Here is a 17,046-nt window from a genome sequence, read left to right as displayed (position 1 = left end):
CGCCGGTCGCGCTCCGGCGCACACCAGGTTCACCCACCTGGTACGTGGTGTTGACCCCTGTTACCCACGCGTTTCGCCCGATGACTCCCACAGGAAAGCCCTTCACGCCTACCATCAGGCCGTTCTCTGACCGGATTTGACAGGTGTTGAACACCACATCAAGGAGTGCTGCATGGAGCGGGAGCAGAAGCCCGGACGGCGCGCGCTGCTGGGGGCCGCGGCCCTCGGCGCGGGAGCGATGGCGCTGAGCGGTGCGGGCACGGCGACGGCCGCGGAGCCGCGGACCGCGCCGGGCACGGCCACCCGAACGCCCGGCCGGGGCCATGAGCTCCCGGTTCCCACCGTGATCGGCCACCGCGGCGCCAGCGGCTACCGGCCCGAGCACACCCTGGGCTCGTACCAGCTCGCCCTGGACCTGGGCGCGGACATCATCGAGCAGGACGTGGTGCCCACCAAGGACGGCCATCTGGTCTGCCGCCATGAGAACGACATCACGGCCACCACGGACGTCTCAGCCCACCCGGAGTTCGCCGACCGCAAGACCACCAAGACGGTCGACGGCACCAAGCTCACCGGCTGGTTCACCGAGGACTTCACCCTCGCCGAGCTGAAGACGCTGCGCGCCAAGGAGCGCATCCCGGGCAACCGCCAGCGCAACACCCTCTACGACGGCCGTTGGGAGGTGCCCACCTTCGAAGAGGTGCTTCAGTGGGCCGAGCGCGAGGGCCGCAAGCGCGGTCGCCGGATCTGGCTCTACGTGGAGACCAAGCACCCCACCTACTTCCGCAAGCTCGGCCTCGGCATCGAGGAGCGGGTGGCCAAGCTGCTCCGCCGCTACGGCCGCCACCGCCAGGACGCGGCGCTGTTCCTTCAGTCCTTCGAGCCCAGCAGCATCCAGCGGCTGCGCAAGCTGGTGGACACCCCGTCGGTGGTGCTGCTGTCCACCGTCGACAGCCAGCCCTGGGACTTCGTCGAGGCGAACGACCCGCGGACGGTCGCGGACCTGGTCAAGCCCGACGGGCTCAAGTGGATCGCGAGTTTCGCCCAGGGCATCGGCCCCGATCTGTCGGTCATCATCCCCCGGACGGCGGACGGCAAGCTGGGCACGCCGACGAGCGTGGTGAAGGACGCGCACGCGGCGGGGCTGATCCTGCACCCGTACACCATGCGCAACGAGAACACCTTCCTCCCGGCCGACTTCCGCCGCGGCAGCGACCCCAACGCCTACGGTGACGCCTTCGGAGCGTTCAAGGCATACTTCGCGACCGGAATCGACGGAATCTTCTCCGACAACGCGGACACCGCACTGCTCGCGGCGGCGGACTTCCGCAAGTGATCCGCCCGTGAGGGGAGCGGCGGGGGCGTGCGAGCGTCAAGGCGCGGCCCCGCCGCTTCCCCGGTCGGGTGACACCACGGTCACCCGGCAACCACCCCACGACCGGCCCTCGTCCCGCCCGGCATGGACCTTGTGAAGCAGCTGGGCCCGTTGCTGGCCGCCGAAGCGGCGGCCGAGGCACACGGCTTCGGCGTCGAGCCCGCCGAACTCGAACAGGCCGTCTGGCTGCGGCTGCTGGAACGCACCCGGGACACCGGACCGCCGCCCCACCCCGCCCGCTGGCTGCGCCGCGCCGTACGGGCCGAGGTGCGCGGGGCAAGGCGCCGGGCGCGCCGCGAGGTGCCGTACGACCCGGTGGCCGGCGGCCCGCCCAGCGGCGCCGAGGCCCGTCCGGCCGAACACGCCGTCCTGGCCGCGGAGACCCGCAGGACGCTGCGCGCCGCGGTGCGGCGGCTGCCCGGCCGCTGCCCCGCGCTGCTCGCGGCGATGCTCTCCCGCACCGACCCCACGTATCGCGAAATCGCCGGTCAGTTGGGAATGTCACAGGGCAGCCTGGGGCCGGTACGTTCCCGATGTCTGGGTTGCCTGCGCAGAATGCTCACGGCGGAGGTTGCGGCTCCTGAACCGTGGGGAAAGGAGCGGTAGACAACCGGCGCCTCGGAGGCGGTCGCCCACCACGCGGCGCCTCCACCCAGGCCATGAACCCCCGGTCGCACTCCTACCCTCGACGCGGCCGGCGGACTGACGACATAGGGGAGGCATGCGCACATGGGCATGAGCGTGACCATCTCCGCGGCGACCGCGGACGACGCCGAGCAGATCCTGAAGCTGCAGTATCTGTGCTACCAGGGCGAGGCGGAGCTCTACGGCGACTATTCGATCGAGCCGCTGACGCAGTCGCTCGACGACCTGCGCGCCGAACTGAGCGGGGGCTGTGTGCTCGTGGCCCGGCTCGGCGAGGAGGTCGTCGGCTCCGTCCGCGGAGTCGTCGACGACAAGGGGACCGCCGCCATCGGCAAGCTGATCGTCCACCCCCGGATGCAGCGCCACGGCCTGGGCGGACGGCTGCTCGCCGCGATCGAGGGGCGGCTGACCGAGGACCGGGCCGCCAAGCGGTACCGCCTGTTCACCGGCCATCGCAGCGACGGCAATCTGCGGCTGTACCGCCGCTATGGCTACGCCCAGGTGGGCACCGAGGAGGTCAACCGCCGACTGAGCCTGGTCACCCTGGAGAAGGACGCCACGGCCACGGCGTACGCCGCCAGCGCCTGACGCGGTCGACCGCCGGACGGGCCGACACCCCGGCCCGTCCGGCGACGGACCCGGCCCGTGCGGCGGCCGACGTCAGCCCCGCCGCGACCGCCGCAGCCACATCAGGCCCGTGACCGGCAGGAAGACCGGGATGAAGAGATAGCCCATCCCGTAGTCGGACCACACGGTCTGGTCAGGGAAGGCCGACGGGTCGGCGAGGGTCCAGGTGCCCACGGTCAGCACCCCCAGCAGCTCCAGCGCACAGCAGACGAACGCCGCCTTGCGGGCGCCCTCGCCGCCGCGCACCAGCGAGACCGTGATGAACGCGTACACCGCGGCGGAGACCGCCGAGAGGATGTACGCGAGCGGGGCCTCCTGGTACTGCGCGATCAGCTGGTAGACCGAGCGGGACGCGGCGGCCACCGTGAAGACCCCGTAGAGCATCACCAGCAGCCGCCCCGGGCCCTGCCCGAGCCCGGTGCGCGCGGTGGATTCCGGATGCGGATTCCCGGCCGCCCGCTTCGCCGTCTCCCCGCCCGCGGAGTCCCCGGTCATCGACGACGCCTCCCGTGATTCAGCCACCGACGCCTCCCCAGATGTCGTAGAGCCGCACCTCGAGCACGGCCAGCACCACGGCCGCCGCCGAGACCGTCGCCGACCCCCACCGGGTCCGCTCCGTCAGCGACATGAACGCCGCGATCGGCACCGCGAACGCCGAGCCGATGAGATACGCCACGAAGATGGCCACCCCCTGCCGGGGGTCGGCCCCGCCCGCCAGCCGCACCACCCCTATGACCAGCTGCACCATCGCCAGCAGGGCCACCACGGCCATGCCGATGAAGTGCCAGTCCTTGGTCGGCTGGTCCCGGTAGGCGGCGAAGCCGCACCACGCGGCGAGGAGGAGCGCGGTCACACCGAGCGCGACCGTCAGCGCGTCGATCAACGGGACCTCCGCGCCGTGCGGCGGCGCACCCTACGGCGGCGCACACAGGGAGTGACAAGCATGGGACGAGGGTAATCGGCCCGGCCCGGAGCACCGCGCCCGGCCCCGCGCCCAAGGGCCCCCGCCACCCCCACGTACGCTGCGGCGCATGAAGATCTCCGCTGACGCGCTGCTGTTCGACAACGATGGAACCCTCGTCTCGTCCCTGGACTCGGTCCGGCGCTGCTGGACCCGCTGGGCGGGGGAGCAGGGGATCGCGGCGGAGGACTTCGCCCGGGTCGAGCTGCACGGCCGCCCGGCCGACGACATCATCGCCGAGCTGCTTCCCGCCGACCGCGCCCCGCAGGCCCGGGCGCGCATCGACGAGCTGGAGCTGGAGGACGTACCGGGCGGGGTGAAGCTGCTCCCCGGCGCCGCCGAGCTGCTGGCGGGACTGCCCACCGGGCGCTGGGCCGTGGTCACCTCCGCCTACCGCGAGCTGGCCGAGGCCCGCCTGGCGGAGGTGGCGATACGGCCGGGAACGCTGATCAGCGCCGACGACATCACCCGCGGCAAGCCCCACCCCGAGCCGTTCCTGCTGGCCGCCGAGCGGCTTGGAGTCGACCCGGCGCGCTGTGTGGTCTTCGAGGACGCCCCGGCCGGGCTCGCCGCGGGCCGCGCGGCCGGGATGCGGACCGTGGCATTGGCCACAACGACCGACCGGGCCAAGCTGGTCGCCGATGTCGTGGTCGAGGACCTGTCGGCCGTGTCCGCACAGGTCTCCGACGGGGGAGTGGAGATCACCTGCCGGATCTGAACCGGATTCCGGCCACCCCCACCGCCGTCCACGGACCGAGCGGTGCCGTCCGTTATGCGGACGAGCTTGATGGGTCCGTACCGGTGTCTGTTTTACTTGTGGCCATGACCACGACGAGCTTCCGCACCCCTGCGACCGAGGCGATCCCCGCGCCCGGTGCTCGTTGTCGGTGTCGAATGTGTGACCGCTGAGGGCCCCTGCCTGAGTCTCGCGCCCCGAAGCGAGACCCGCTGAGCCGGATCCGCGCGCCCATCGCGCCGGACCGCGCCGCCCCGCGTCACCGGAACCCGAGCCGCGCCCGCCCACCGGGCCCGCTCCCGGGTCAACCCCTGCCGCGTTCCGCAATGAACGAGCCGTGCACGGCGGCACCCGCCGCCGTGCACTCAACAGTGACGGAAACCCTGTGATCACGACCACGGACCTGACCAAGGTCTACCGCTCACGAGGCCGCGAGGTCACCGCCCTCGACGGCGTCGATCTGCATGTCCGCGAGGGTGAGGTGTACGGCGTCGTCGGCCAGAGCGGCGCCGGGAAGTCCACCCTCATCCGCTGCGTCAACCTCCTGGAGCGCCCCACCTCCGGCACGGTCAGCGTGGCCGGACAGGACCTGACCGCACTGGCCGGCCGAGGGCGGGGGGCACCTCCCGGCGGTAGCTGGGGGAGCGCGGGGTCCGCGCTGCGCCAGGCCCGCAGCCGTATCGGCATGGTGTTCCAGCACTTCAACCTGCTCTCCTCGCGCACCGTGCGGGACAATGTCGAGCTGCCCCTGGAGATCCTGGGCGTCTCCGGCAGGGAGCGCACCCGCAAGGCCCTGGAGCTGCTGGAGCTGGTGGGCCTCGCCGACAAGGCGAAGGCGTACCCCGCACAGCTCTCCGGCGGCCAGAAGCAGCGCGTCGGCGTCGCCCGCGCGCTCGCCGGGGACCCCAAGGTGCTGCTCTCGGACGAGGCGACCTCCGCGCTCGACCCCGAGACCACCCGCTCGATCCTCCAGCTGCTGCGCGACCTCAACCGGCAGCTGGGCCTGACCGTGCTGCTCATCACCCACGAGATGGACGTCGTCAAGACGATCTGCGACTCGGCCGCGCTGATGCGCGACGGGCGGATCGTGGAGTCCGGCAGCGTCAGCGAGTTGCTGGCCACGCCCGGCTCCGAGCTGGCCCGGGAGCTCTTCCCGGTCGGCGGGGTGCCCTCGGGCGAGGACCGCACGGTCGTGGACGTCACCTTCCAGGGCGAGGCGGCCACCAAGCCGGTCATCTCCCAGCTGTCCCGCATGTACAACATCGACATCTCGATCCTGGGCGCCGCCATGGACACCGTCGGCGGCCACCAGGTCGGGCGGATGCGGATCGAGCTGCCCGGCCGGTTCGAGGAGAACGTCGTTCCGATCGGCTTCCTGCGGGAGCAGGGCCTCCAGGTCGATGTGGCGGCCATCGCCGACGGCCCGCGCGCGAACCCAACCCCGCTGCTCAAGGAGGGCGCCAAGTGACCTGGTCCGAGATGGAGCCGCTGCTGGAGCAGGCGTGTTGGGACACCCTCTACATGGTCGGCTGGTCGGCGCTGATCGCCGTCCTCGGCGGACTGCCGCTCGGCGTGCTGCTGGTCCTCACCGACCGTGGCGGAGTACTCCAGAACGTCGTGGTGAACAAGGTCGTCGGACAGGTCGTCAACATCGCCCGCTCGATGCCGTTCATCATCCTGATGGTCGCCCTGATCTCCTTCACCCGGGCGATCGTCGGCACCACCATCGGGCCCGAGGCCGCCATCGTGCCCCTGGCCATCGGCGCCATCCCCTTCTACGCCCGGCTCGTGGAGACCTCGGTGCGCGAGGTGGACGGCGGACTGGTGGAGGCCGTGCAGTCGATGGGCGGCTCCACCTGGACGGTGGTCCGCAAGGTGCTGCTGCCCGAGTCGCTGCCGTCGCTGATCTCCAGCGCGACCACCACGGTTGTCGCGCTGATCGGCTACTCCGCGATGGCCGGTACGGTCGGCGCCGGCGGCCTCGGTGACCTGGCGGTCCGCTACGGCTATCTGCGGTTCGAGACCAAGCTGATGTGGATCACCGTCGCCATCCTCGCGGTGGTCATCGCCATCATCCAGTTCGCGGGCGACCTCGCCGCCCGCGGTCTGTCGCACCGCGGCCGCTCCTCGGCCGCCCCGCGGCTGGTGCTGCTGCGACGCGGCGGCGTCTCCCGGGCCGGGAAACCCGCGCCGGAGCCGGAGCGGCAGGACGCACCCGCCGAGATCGAGACCGCGGAGCCCACCAAGGTCCCCTGAGCCCCCACCCCTTCACCCCTCACCCCGTACCGCCCCGCCCGCATTCCGCTTCCGCACCCGCGGCGGATTCGTGCGCCCATGAAGAAAGGCACTTTTCGTGCGTAACACCACCAAGACCGTCACCACCGTCCTCGCCGCCGGAGCGCTGGCCCTCGGTGCCGCAGCGTGCGGCGCCCCGGGCTCTTCGGACGACAAGGACGGCGCGCTGGTCGTCGCCGCGAGCCCCGTCCCGCACGCGGAGATACTCAACTACGTCAAGGACCACCTGGCCGACAAGGCGGGCCTCAAGCTGGAGGTCAAGGAGTTCACCGACTACAACACGCCGAACCTGTCGACCCAGGACGGCTCGGTCGGTGCCAATTACTTCCAGAACCAGCCGTTCCTCGACGACTTCAACAAGAAGAAGGGCACCGACATCGTGCCCGTCGTCACCGTGCACCTCGAACCGCTCGGCCTCTACTCGCACAAGGTGAAGAAGGCCGATGAGCTCAAGAAGGGCGCCACCGTGGCCGTCCCGAGCGACACGGTCAACGAGGCCCGCGCGCTGAAGCTGCTGGACGCCAATGGGGTCATCAAGCTCAAGGGGGGCGTCGGCAACGAGGCTACCCCCAAGGACATCGCCGCCAACCCCAAGGGCCTGAAGTTCAAGGAGCTAGAGGCCGCCCAGCTGCCGCGGTCGCTCGATGACGTGGACGCCGCGGTCGTCAACGGCAATTACGCCATCGAGGCGCACCTCAAGCCCGCCAAGGACGCCATCATCCTCGAATCGCCCAAGAACAACCCGTACGCCAACTTCCTGGCCGTGAAGAAGGGCGACGAGGACGACCCGCGCGTGAAGAAGCTGGCCAAGCTCCTCACCTCCCCGCAGGTGAAGAAGTTCATCAAGGACCAGTACCAGGGATCCGTACTGCCGTCCTTCTGATCCGGGGCACACCGTCACCACCGCGGCGAATTCGCCAACATTCACCGCCCGTCGGCGGATCCCCGAGGCTCCGCGTCCGGACCACCACCGGACGCGGAGCCTTCCGATTCACCCCCCGTGGTGCATTTTCCCTGCGTGATGCTGCATGCTGGGCCTTTCCACGGCCCAGACAACGACCCCCGGTTACGGAGCGGCGCATGACCTCCACCTTCCCGGACATCTCCATCAGCACGGAACGGCTGGTGCTGCGCCCGTTCGAGGAAGCGGACATACCCGCGCTCGCGGACATGATGAACGACGAAGGCGTCATCGCCTGGACCCGGGCGCCCCATCCGTACAGCCTCGCCGACGCCCGCGACCAGGCGCTGCGGCTCGCCCCGGCGGAACGGACCACCGGCCGCGGAATCGTCTTCGCGGTCGCCGAATTCCTCACCCAGCGGCTCGTCGGCATCGTGCATCTGAGCAATACCGACTGGCGGCTGCTGGCCACCGAGGTCAGCTATATCGTCGCCCACTGGGCGCGCGGTGAGGGCTATGCCTCGGAGTCGGTGCTTGCCGTGGCCCGCTGGCTGTTCCAGGACCAGAAGTTCGAGCGCCTGGAGCTGCGCACCGCCGCCGGAAACACCGCCGCCCAACAGGTCGCCCAGAAGGCCGGCTGCATCAGCGAGGGCGTATTGCGCCACGCCTGGATAGCGCGCACCGAGACGGAGGACGGCGGCTGGACCGATCTGCGCACCGACCTCATCGTCTGGAGCCTGCTCGCCGAGGACCTTGACGGCGCCCCCGACCGGATCTCCGGGCCCGACGGATTCGGGGTCTACCCCAGCTACTCCGACTGGGGCTGACGCTGGGGCTGACACCCCCACCGGGCCCTGGCCGGGGCGGAGATACGGCGCGTTCGTGCCGTTCGCGCCCTCTGCGCACCACCCCAGCGCCCGCCCCCGCTCCGGCGGTACGGACCAGCCGGGGTACTCTCGGTCCGCGCCGAGCACCCGCGCCCCGGCGAACGTCCGGGGCCGTGCCCCGCGCATCCGCGGCACCTTGGCCGCGGCCCGCCCGTGGCCCCCACGGGCACCCCAGCCCGCGACGCGTCCGCACCCCGCCGCGACGCACCCGACAGACCCGAACCGCCAGCACACCCGCCGCACACCGCACACCCGCCACACACCCGTCACACATAGGGGAGAACAAGGACGATGGCCGACCGCGTCACGGTGATCGGTTGGGACGGCACCCCGCTCACGGACGCGGCCCGCTCCGCCCTCGGCGCGGCCACCCTCGTGGCCGGTGCCGCCCATCACCTGGCGCTGCCCGAAGTCCCGCCCGGAGCCGAGCGGATCCGGCTCGGCAGCGTGGACCTCGCGGCCCGCAGGATCGCCCAGCACCGCGGCTCCGCCGTGGTCCTGGCCGATGGCGACCCCGGCTTCTTCGGCGTCGTCCGCGCCCTGCGCGCCCCCGAACACGGGCTCGAGGTCGAGGTCGTCCCCGCCGTCTCGTCCGTCGCCGCCGCCTTCGCCCGGGCCGGGATGCCCTGGGACGACGCCCAGGTGGTCGTCGCCCACAGCCGCGATCTGCGCCGCGCGGTCAACGTCTGCCGCGCCCACACCAAGGTCGCCGTCCTCACCTCGCCCGGTGCGGGGCCCGCCGAACTCGCGCTGCTGCTCGGGCCGGTGCACCGCACCTTCGTCATCTGCGAGGCCCTGGGCACCGACCGTGAACAGGTCACCGTGCTGACCTCCGACAAGGCCGCCGACCACGCCTGGCGCGACCCCAACGTCGTCATCGTCATCGGCGGCTCCGGCATAGCGCCCGCGCGCGGCGACTCATCGGCCGGTGCCGCCCGCGGCGCGCTCCAGGGCAGCGGCTGGATCGCCGGACGCGAGCCCGGCTACCCGGGCACCGTCCGCGGCTGGGCGCTGCCCGGCCCCGCGTACGGGACCGCGCTGAGCGAGAGCGAGTCCCCGCAACTGCGCGCCCTCCAACTCGCCCGCCTCGGCCCCCGCCTGGGCGACCTGGTCTGGGACATCGGAGCGGGCAGCGGCGCGGCGGCCGTCGAGACCGCCGGGTTCGGCGCCGCCGTCATCGCCGTCGACCGCGACCCGGACGCCTGCGAGCGCGCCGCGACCCTGGCCCGCCGCTTCGCCGTACAGCTCCAGGTGGTCCAGGGCGTCGCCCCCGAGGTGCTGGAGGACCTGCCGGAGCCGGACGTGGTGCGGATCGGCGGCGGGGGCGCGTCCGTGGTCGCCGCGTGCGCCGCGCGCCGCCCCGAGCGCATCGTCACCCAGGCCGCGACCCGGGACGAGGCGGAGGCCATCGGCGCGGCCCTGGAGGACGGCGGCTACGCCGTCGAATGCGTGCTGTCGCAGTCCGTCGAATTGGACACGCGGGGCTGGACCGAACGGGAGCGCGCGGTCGCCTTCATGCTGTGCGGCCACCGCCCGCACCAGTGATTTTGTCCTTGTGACGTTCGCCCCGTGCTTCGCCCCGGTGACCTTCCCGGGCCACCGCGCGGGGTAGGCTGGCGGATCGTTGTACTGCCTGTACCGCTGCCCGGCGTTCGGCGCTTTATTGGCCAAAGGCCGGAATGTGCCCCTCCCTTGGTGGGGCCGCGGTAGGCAAGCCTCGGGCGTGTCTACGTGCCGCGCACGGCGCATGCTCGTTCTTGCTCAGGGGGGCTTGCTCTCGGTGGTAGGCGGTTGGAAGGAGCACTAGCGATGGGCGAGGGGTACGCATGACCGACACCGGCCAGGTCCCGGGCGAGGGACTGCCGGAGAACGCAGGCGGACGACTCGGACACCCGCACCCGGCGGATGTCCATGCCCCGCCGGCCGACGCCGGTTACATCGAACAGTCGCAACCCGGTGTCCCTCCCGGTGCCGCCTACACCTTTCTCGACGGCCCGGAACACGTGGGCGAGGAGGACGATCTGCTGCTGATGCCGGGTGCCCAGGGCGCCTGGAGCGAGCAGCAGGGCCAGTATCAGAACGGGGGGTACGAGGCGGGTGTGCTCGACCCCGCGTACGAGGCGGGTGCGCTCGACCCCGCCGCGTACGCCGAGACCCAGATGCCCGAGCCACAGCCCGTGGCGGAGCAGCCCGTACCGCAGCCCACCCCCGCCCCGGTCGCCTACGCGGCGCCCACCGCCCCCGCCCGGCGGCCGCTCCACATGGGCCCGCCGGTGCCCGACACCTCCGGCGGTGTGGTGCGTTCGCTCGCCGACCGGGGTCCGGCGGCGGGTCGGCACGCCGCGCCCGTACGCCAGCCGGATCCCCAGCCGCGGGCGGTACCGGAGCAGCAGGTTCCGCCCGAGCCGCATGCCGTCCAGGAGGCCCCGGAGGCCCCGGAGCAGCAGGTCGCGCCTGAGCCGCAGCCGCAGGTGCCGCATCAGGCCGCGGCCCAGCAGGAGGTACGGGCCGAGCCGCAGCCCGAGTACGGGGTGGGGGTGCAGCCCGAATACGAGGCGGGGGCGCAGCATGGCGTCCCGGGGCCCGAGCAGGGCGGGATGGCCGACCAGGACGGGGTGGCGCCCGAGCAGGGCGGAATGGTCGGACAGGGCGGGATGGCCGGGCAGCAGTTCGCCGGGCCACAGCAATTCGTGATGCCTGAGCAGCCGTTCGCCGCGCCCGAGCAGTTCGTCGTCCCCGAGCAGCAGCCGGTCATGCCTGGGCAGCAGCCGGTCATGCCCGAGCAGCATCTCGCAGTGGACTACTCGACCGCGCCCCAGTACGCCGCCGGGCCGCAGTACTTCACCCCGCAGCCCGACGACCCGGGGCGGCTCCCCGGGCCCCAGCTCGCTGACCTCTCCCAGCTCGTCGACGCCCCGCCGCCGGGGGACGCGTGGGACTCCACGCCCCCGGTGCACCAGGCCGCCCCCGTGGAGACGGGCGTTCCGGCAGAGGAGCCCCAGGTCGCGGAGGCGCCCGAAGCGGAGCCGGCACCCGAGCAGTTCGCCCAGCCCGGGGCGGTGGCGCCGGAGGCGCAGCCGCTCGCGATGGATCAGGGGTATGTGGACCCGGCCGTCGTGGACCCGCACCAGACGGGTGCGGCCATCCCGGCCCAGGCCGGGGAGCCCGTACCGCAGCCCGCCCCGGCCGAGGAACAGGCTGTCGACATCCCGGCCCAGGCCCAGACCGAGCCCGTCACCGAACGGCCCGGGGTCCAGCCGGTCCCGGGCCCGGTCGCGGAGGCCGCGCCGGAGATCCCGGCCCAGCTGGCCCATGAGCCGATCGCGATGCCGCCCGCTCCCGCCGCCGAGGCCCCCGCCCAGGATTCCGCTCAGCAACTCCCGGAGCAGCCCGCCGAAACGGTGGAGCAGGGCGCCGTGGACCCGGGTCACTCGATAGTGGCCGACGAGACGCCGCAGCCCGAGGTGTTCAACGCGGAACCGGCCGTTGTCGAGGCGCCTCGGCAAGAGGCGCCCGCCGAGGAGCAGTCGGCGGCCGAGCCGGAGCCCGGACCGATCGCTGCTGAGGCGGAGACCTCCGAGACAGCGGCCGGTGCCGTGGCTGAGGTGCCGTCACCGGAGGGGCAGGCCCCCGAGGCCGAGGCGGTGAACACCCCGGACGCCGAGGCCGCCGCGAGCGAGGCGCCCGAGGCACAGGCGTCCGAGCATGCCGAGGCAGAGGCGACGGTCGCCGGGGCGGAGGCGGGAGCGACCGCAGAGGCAGCGCCGGAGACCGGTACGGAGGCCACCGAGCCCACGGCGGAGGCCGAGGCAGGGGCGGGCGCCGAACCCGCCGAAGCCGAGGCCACGGCCCCCGAAACGGCTTCCGAAGGCGAAACCGCCGAGGCCGAGACCCGGGCCACCGATCAGGCGGCCACGGAGCCGGAGGCCGGTACTCCGGCATCCGACGCCACGGAAGCCACCGAGCCCGAGCCCGAGACCGCCGAGCCGGACACCACGGACGCGGAAGCCGTCGAACCCGCCGAAGCCACGGAGCCCAACGCAAGCGCCTCCGAAGCCGCTGACGCCGAAGCCACCACCTCCAACGGCGAGAACGCCGTCAGCCCCGCCCCGGAGTCCGAGCCCGCATCGGATCCCGAGACGGCCCCAGAGGACGTGACTCCCAAGACGGCCCCCGAGGACGCAGACCCCAAGCCGGAAACCGAATCGAAAACCGAGCCGGAATCCGAGACGGCCCCCGAGTCGGAAACCGACGCAGAAGCCGACGCAGAAGCCGAGCCAGACACCGACCCCGAATCCGACCCGGAATCCGACCCCGACCCCGACTCGGACCCCGAAGCGGACCCCATCCCCTTCGGCCCCCGCGCCGACGGGTACGACGAGGCCGAGCGCGCCGCCGTCCACCGCGTGATGCGCGAGCGCCGGGACATCCGTAACGGCTTCCGGCCCGACCCCATCCCGCACGAAGTCCTGCTGCGCGTGCTCGAGGCCGCGCACACCGCGCCCAGCGTGGGGCACTCCCAGCCGTGGGACTTCGTCGTGATCCGCTCGGCGGAGACCCGGCGCGCCATGCACGAGCTGGCCACGCGCCAGCGGGACGCGTACGCCAAGTCCCTCCCCAAGGGCCGGGCCAAGCAGTTCAAGGAACTGAAGATCGAGGCCATCCTCGAGACCCCGGTCAACATCGTCGTCACCGCCGACCCCACCCGCGGTGGCCGCCACACCCTCGGTCGGCACACCCAGCCGCAGATGGCGCCGTACTCCTCCGCGCTCGCGGTGGAGAACCTCTGGCTCGCCGCCCGCGCCGAGGGCCTGGGCGTCGGCTGGGTCAGCTTCTTCGACGAGCGCGAGATGGTGCGGGAGCTCGGGCTGCCCGAGCACCTGGAGGCCGTGGCGTATCTGTGCGTCGGATACGTCGACGAGTTCCCGGAGGAGCCGGAGCTGATGAAGGCCGGGTGGTCCAAGCGCCGCCCGCTGTCCTGGGTCGTCCACGAGGAGGCGTACGGCCGCCGCACCCTGCCCGGCGGGGACCCGCACAACCTGCTCCAGGAGACCCTGCGGGGCATCCGCCCGCTGGACGCCAAGGCGCTCGGCGAGGCGTGGGAGCGGCAGAAGCGGATGACCAAGCCGTCCGGCGCGCTCGGCATGCTGGAGATCATCTCGGCCCAGCTGAGCGGGCTGTCCCGGCAGTGCCCGCCGCCGATCCCGGAGCCCGCCGCCGTGGCGGTCTTCGCGGGCGACCACGGGGTGCACGCCCAGGGCGTCACCGCCTGGCCGCAGGAGGTCACCGGCCAGATGGTGGCCAACTTCCTGGGCGGCGGCGCGGTCTGCAACGCCTTCGCGGGCCAGGTGGGCGCCGAGGTGTGCGTCGTGGACGTCGGCGTGGCGAGCGAGCTGCCCAGCACCCCCGGTCTGCTGCCGCGCAAGGTGCGGGCGGGCACCGGGGACTTCACCGTCGGCCCCGCGCTCAACCGCGAGGAGGTGCTGCGCGCCATCGAGGTGGGCATCGAGACCGCCCGCGATCTGGTGGCCGCGGGGAACAAGGCGCTGCTCACCGGGGAGATGGGGATCGCCAACACCACCGTGTCGGCCGCCCTGGTCTCCATCTACACCGGCGCCGACCCGGCCGAGGTGACCGGGCGCGGCACGGGCATCAACGACGAGATGCACGCGCGCAAGATCGATGTCGTACGGCGCGGGCTGGAGCTGCACCAGCCCGATCCGGCCGACCCCATCGCCGTCCTGTCGGCGATCGGCGGCCTGGAGCACGCCGCGATCGCCGGGCTGTTGCTGGGCGGCGCCTCGCTGCGTACGCCCGTGATCCTGGACGGGGTGAGCGCGGGCGCCGCCGCGCTGGTCGCCCGCGCCATCGCGCCCGAGGTGCTGGCGGCCTGCATCGCGGGCCACCGCAGCGCCGAGCCGGGCCATGTGGCGGCCCTGAACAAGCTGGGGCTGCGCCCCCTGGTCGACCTGGACCTGCGGCTCGGCGAGGGCACCGGGGCGCTGCTCGCCCTGCCGGTGGTGCAGAGCGCCGCACGGGCGATGCACGAGGTGGCCACGTTCGACTCCGCCGGGGTCACGGAGAAGAACTGACGCGTGCCCCCGCCGCGTAGGGTGGCGGCGGGGGCTCCGCCCCACAGACGATCAGCCGCTCCAGCGCCGCAGCGGCCGTTGCTTCGCACGAGGAGAGCCGCACCGCCATGTCCGAAAACTTCGCATACCCGGTCGGGCTGCGCCTTTCCGGGCGGCGTGTCGTCGTCCTCGGGGCGGGTCAGGTCGCCCAGCGCCGGCTGCCCGCGCTGATAGCGGCCGGTGCGGACATCCTGCTGATCTCGCCGTCCGCCACGGCCTCCGTGGAGGCCATGGCGGAGGCGGGGGAGGTGCGCTGGGAGCGCCGCCGCTACCAGGAGGGCGACTTCGAGGGCGCCTGGTACGTCCTGATCACCACCGACGACCCGGAGGCCAACGCCGCCGCGTCCGCCGAGGCCGAGGCGCGCCGCGTCTGGTGCGTGCGCAGCGATGACGCCGAGGCCGCCTCCGCCTGGACCCCGGCCACCGGGCGGAGCGAGGGCGTCACCGTGGCCGTCCTCACCGGACGGGACCCGCGCCGCTCCGCCGCCGTGCGGGACGCCGTGGTGGAGGGGTTGCGGGACGGCACCCTCGCCGCGCCCCGCCACCGCACCCGCGGCCCCCATGTGGCGCTGGTGGGCGGCGGCCCGGGCGATCCGGACCTGATCACCGTGCGCGGCCGCCGTCTCCTCGCCGAGGCGGACGTGGTGGTGGCCGACCGCCTGGGCCCGCGCGATCTGCTCGATGAACTGCCGCCGCATGTCGAGGTGATCGACGCGGCGAAGATCCCGTACGGCCGCTTCATGGCCCAGGAGGCGATCAACAACGCGCTGATCGAGCACGCCAAGGCGGGCAAGTCGGTGGTCCGCCTCAAGGGCGGCGACCCCTTCGTCTTCGGGCGCGGCATGGAGGAGGCGGAGGCGCTCGCCGAGGCGGGTGTCCCGTGCACCGTCGTGCCCGGCATCTCCAGCTCCATCAGCGTTCCGGGCGCGGCCGGGATCCCGGTCACCCACCGGGGCGTCGCGCATGAGTTCACGGTGGTCAGCGGCCATGTCGCCCCCGACGACCCCAGCTCCCTGGTGGACTGGGCGGCGCTGGCCAGGCTGCGCGGCACGCTGGTGCTGCTCATGGCCGTCGAGAAGATCGGCGCCATCGCCGCGGCCCTCGTCGCCCACGGCCGCGCCGCAGACACCCCCGTCGCCGTGGTCCAGGAGGGCACCACCCCCGCCGAGCGCCGGGTGGACGCGACCCTCGCCACCGTCGGGGAGCGGGTCGCGGCCGAGGGCGTACGGCCCCCGGCGGTCGTGGTGATCGGCGAGGTGGTAGCCCTGTCGTCCCCTGACCACCGATCCCACGGCCGCCGCTGACATCACTAGGCGTAACCGCCGGTAACTTATTCGCGTCGGGCTCATTGGCACGGCATCCAGGACAAGGCAGTATCACTTAAGTGGCTGATCTCATCACCGTCGATGATCCGGACGACCCGCGGCTGAGCGACTACACGGGTCTGACCGATGTGGAGCTACGACGCAAGCGGGAACCGGCCGAGGGCCTGTTCATCGCCGAGGGCGAGAAGGTGATCCGGCGCGCCCGGGTCGCCGGTTACGAGATGCGCTCGATGCTGCTGTCGTCCAAGTGGGTCGATGTGATGCGGGACGTGATCGAGGACGTCCCCGCCCCCGTCTACGCCGTCAGCCCCGAACTGGCCGAACGCGTGACGGGCTACCACGTCCACCGCGGCGCCCTCGCCTCCATGCAGCGCAAGCCGCTGCCGGACGCGCAGACCATCCTGGCGGACGCGCGGCGCGTCGCCATCATGGAGTCCGTCAACGACCACACCAACACCGGCGCCATCTTCCGCAGCGCGGCGGCCCTCGGCATGGACGCCGTGCTCCTCTCCCCGGACTGCGCCGACCCCCTCTACCGCCGCTCGGTCAAGGTCTCCATGGGCGCCGTCTTCTCCGTGCCGTACGCCCGGCTGGAAAGCTGGCCGCGCGGCCTGGAGGCGGTACGCGAGGCGGGCTTCAAGATCCTCGCGCTGACCCCCGACGAGAAGGCCACCACCATCGACGACGCGGCCCCGCACCGCCTGGAGCGGGCCGCCCTGATGCTGGGCGCGGAGGGCGACGGCCTCTCCACCCAGGCGCTGATGGCCGCGGACGAGTGGGTCCGCATCCCCATGGCCCACGGCGTGGACTCCCTCAACGTAGGCGCGGCGGCGGCCGTCGCCTTCTACGCGGTCACATCGGGCAGACCGATTCCCTGACGACTGCGGGACCCCCACGCACCAGGGGCGCCACCCCTGCCCGACGGGGGCCTGAGACGGGCCCCAGACCCGGCACTTTCCCCTCCCCCCCCACATCGGTATGCGATTCCGCCGCACAGCAAGGACTTCGCCCCGGCCCCCGGAGTCTGGGGCGAAGCCCCACAGATCGGGCTGTGGCTCTGCTGTGTGGGCAGGGGTGTCGCCCGCGGGCCTCTGGGGTTTGGGGCGGTGGCCCGCAGTGTCGGGCTGTGGTTCTGCCATGTGGGCAGGGGTGTCGCATGCGGG

General features: G+C 72.7%; 14 protein-coding genes. 12 read left to right on the top strand and 2 right to left on the bottom strand.

Annotated features, from left to right (window positions below; genetic code table 11):
• Positions 1–172: 172 nt before the first annotated feature.
• The 3 genes from VT50_RS14720 (at position 173) to VT50_RS14710 (ending at position 2,608) form a co-directional block, all read left to right on the top strand.
• Positions 173–1,336: a glycerophosphodiester phosphodiesterase gene (locus VT50_RS14720; RefSeq protein ID WP_107424803.1), complete on the top strand. Its 1,164-nt coding sequence runs from the start codon at positions 173–175 to the stop codon at positions 1,334–1,336.
• A 123-nt stretch (positions 1,337–1,459) separates the two neighbouring features.
• Positions 1,460–1,981, top strand: coding sequence for a sigma-70 family RNA polymerase sigma factor (locus VT50_RS14715; protein ID WP_046089728.1), 522 nt, complete (start codon positions 1,460–1,462; stop codon positions 1,979–1,981).
• Positions 1,982–2,104: 123 nt separating this feature from the next.
• A complete protein-coding gene (locus tag VT50_RS14710; RefSeq protein ID WP_046089727.1) occupies positions 2,105–2,608 on the top strand; it encodes a GNAT family N-acetyltransferase in 504 nt (167 codons plus the stop codon).
• A 72-nt stretch (positions 2,609–2,680) separates the two neighbouring features.
• Here the strand turns inward: VT50_RS14710 and VT50_RS14705 are convergent, their stop codons facing one another.
• Positions 2,681–3,142 (bottom strand): hypothetical protein, encoded by a 462-nt coding sequence (locus VT50_RS14705; protein ID WP_046089726.1) that lies wholly within the window; start codon positions 3,140–3,142, stop codon positions 2,681–2,683.
• Between the two features lie 19 nt (positions 3,143–3,161).
• Positions 3,162–3,530, bottom strand: a complete 369-nt coding sequence (locus VT50_RS14700) for a hypothetical protein (protein ID WP_046089725.1) — start codon at positions 3,528–3,530, stop codon at positions 3,162–3,164.
• Positions 3,531–3,678: 148 nt separating this feature from the next.
• Here VT50_RS14700 and VT50_RS14695 point away from each other — a divergent pair, with 148 nt between their 5' ends.
• The 9 genes from VT50_RS14695 (at position 3,679) to VT50_RS14655 (ending at position 16,761) form a co-directional block, all read left to right on the top strand.
• On the top strand, positions 3,679–4,326 hold the full coding sequence (locus tag VT50_RS14695) for an HAD-IA family hydrolase (protein WP_046089724.1): 648 nt from the start codon (positions 3,679–3,681) through the stop codon (positions 4,324–4,326).
• 403 nt (positions 4,327–4,729) lie between these two features.
• On the top strand, positions 4,730–5,812 hold the full coding sequence (locus VT50_RS14690) for a methionine ABC transporter ATP-binding protein (protein WP_046089723.1): 1,083 nt from the start codon (positions 4,730–4,732) through the stop codon (positions 5,810–5,812).
• The gene (locus tag VT50_RS14685) at positions 5,809–6,600 is read left to right on the top strand and encodes a methionine ABC transporter permease (RefSeq protein WP_046089722.1); all 792 of its coding nucleotides are present in this window, start codon (positions 5,809–5,811) and stop codon (positions 6,598–6,600) included. Before VT50_RS14690 ends, VT50_RS14685 begins: the two co-directional genes overlap by 4 nt.
• A gap of 97 nt (positions 6,601–6,697) precedes the next feature.
• A complete protein-coding gene (locus tag VT50_RS14680) occupies positions 6,698–7,522 on the top strand; it encodes a MetQ/NlpA family ABC transporter substrate-binding protein (protein ID WP_046089721.1) in 825 nt (274 codons plus the stop codon).
• 197 nt (positions 7,523–7,719) lie between these two features.
• Positions 7,720–8,367, top strand: a complete 648-nt coding sequence (locus tag VT50_RS14675; RefSeq protein WP_046089720.1) for a GNAT family N-acetyltransferase — start codon at positions 7,720–7,722, stop codon at positions 8,365–8,367.
• Positions 8,368–8,718: 351 nt separating this feature from the next.
• Positions 8,719–9,972 (top strand): precorrin-6y C5,15-methyltransferase (decarboxylating) subunit CbiE, encoded by a 1,254-nt coding sequence (cbiE, locus tag VT50_RS14670; protein ID WP_046089719.1) that lies wholly within the window; start codon positions 8,719–8,721, stop codon positions 9,970–9,972.
• A gap of 281 nt (positions 9,973–10,253) precedes the next feature.
• Complete coding sequence (gene cobT, locus VT50_RS14665; RefSeq protein WP_046089718.1) at positions 10,254–14,519, top strand: nicotinate-nucleotide--dimethylbenzimidazole phosphoribosyltransferase; 4,266 nt, start codon at positions 10,254–10,256, stop codon at positions 14,517–14,519.
• 107 nt (positions 14,520–14,626) lie between these two features.
• Positions 14,627–15,862: a uroporphyrinogen-III C-methyltransferase gene (cobA, locus tag VT50_RS14660; RefSeq protein ID WP_046089717.1), complete on the top strand. Its 1,236-nt coding sequence runs from the start codon at positions 14,627–14,629 to the stop codon at positions 15,860–15,862.
• 80 nt (positions 15,863–15,942) lie between these two features.
• Positions 15,943–16,761 (top strand): TrmH family RNA methyltransferase, encoded by an 819-nt coding sequence (locus tag VT50_RS14655; RefSeq protein WP_046089716.1) that lies wholly within the window; start codon positions 15,943–15,945, stop codon positions 16,759–16,761.
• The last annotated feature ends 285 nt before the right edge of the window (positions 16,762–17,046 follow it).

The organism is Streptomyces antioxidans (genome assembly GCF_000968685.2).
Taxonomy (GTDB): domain Bacteria; phylum Actinomycetota; class Actinomycetes; order Streptomycetales; family Streptomycetaceae; genus Streptomyces; species Streptomyces antioxidans.
This window is presented reverse-complemented; position numbering and strand designations above follow the sequence as displayed.

Excerpts from the sequence above, each read along its gene's own strand:
- VT50_RS14720 (WP_107424803.1), top strand. The coding sequence starts at position 173 with ATGGAGCGGGAGCAGAAGCCCGGACGGCGCGCGCTGCTGGGGGCCGCG.
- VT50_RS14715 (WP_046089728.1), top strand. The coding sequence starts at position 1,460 with ATGGACCTTGTGAAGCAGCTGGGCCCGTTGCTGGCCGCCGAAGCGGCG.
- VT50_RS14710 (WP_046089727.1), top strand. The coding sequence starts at position 2,105 with ATGGGCATGAGCGTGACCATCTCCGCGGCGACCGCGGACGACGCCGAG.
- VT50_RS14705 (WP_046089726.1), bottom strand. The coding sequence starts at position 3,142 with ATGACCGGGGACTCCGCGGGCGGGGAGACGGCGAAGCGGGCGGCCGGG.
- VT50_RS14695 (WP_046089724.1), top strand. The coding sequence starts at position 3,679 with ATGAAGATCTCCGCTGACGCGCTGCTGTTCGACAACGATGGAACCCTC.
- VT50_RS14675 (WP_046089720.1), top strand. The coding sequence starts at position 7,720 with ATGACCTCCACCTTCCCGGACATCTCCATCAGCACGGAACGGCTGGTG.
- cbiE (WP_046089719.1), top strand. The coding sequence starts at position 8,719 with ATGGCCGACCGCGTCACGGTGATCGGTTGGGACGGCACCCCGCTCACG.
- cobT (WP_046089718.1), top strand. The coding sequence starts at position 10,254 with ATGACCGACACCGGCCAGGTCCCGGGCGAGGGACTGCCGGAGAACGCA.
- cobA (WP_046089717.1), top strand. The coding sequence starts at position 14,627 with ATGTCCGAAAACTTCGCATACCCGGTCGGGCTGCGCCTTTCCGGGCGG.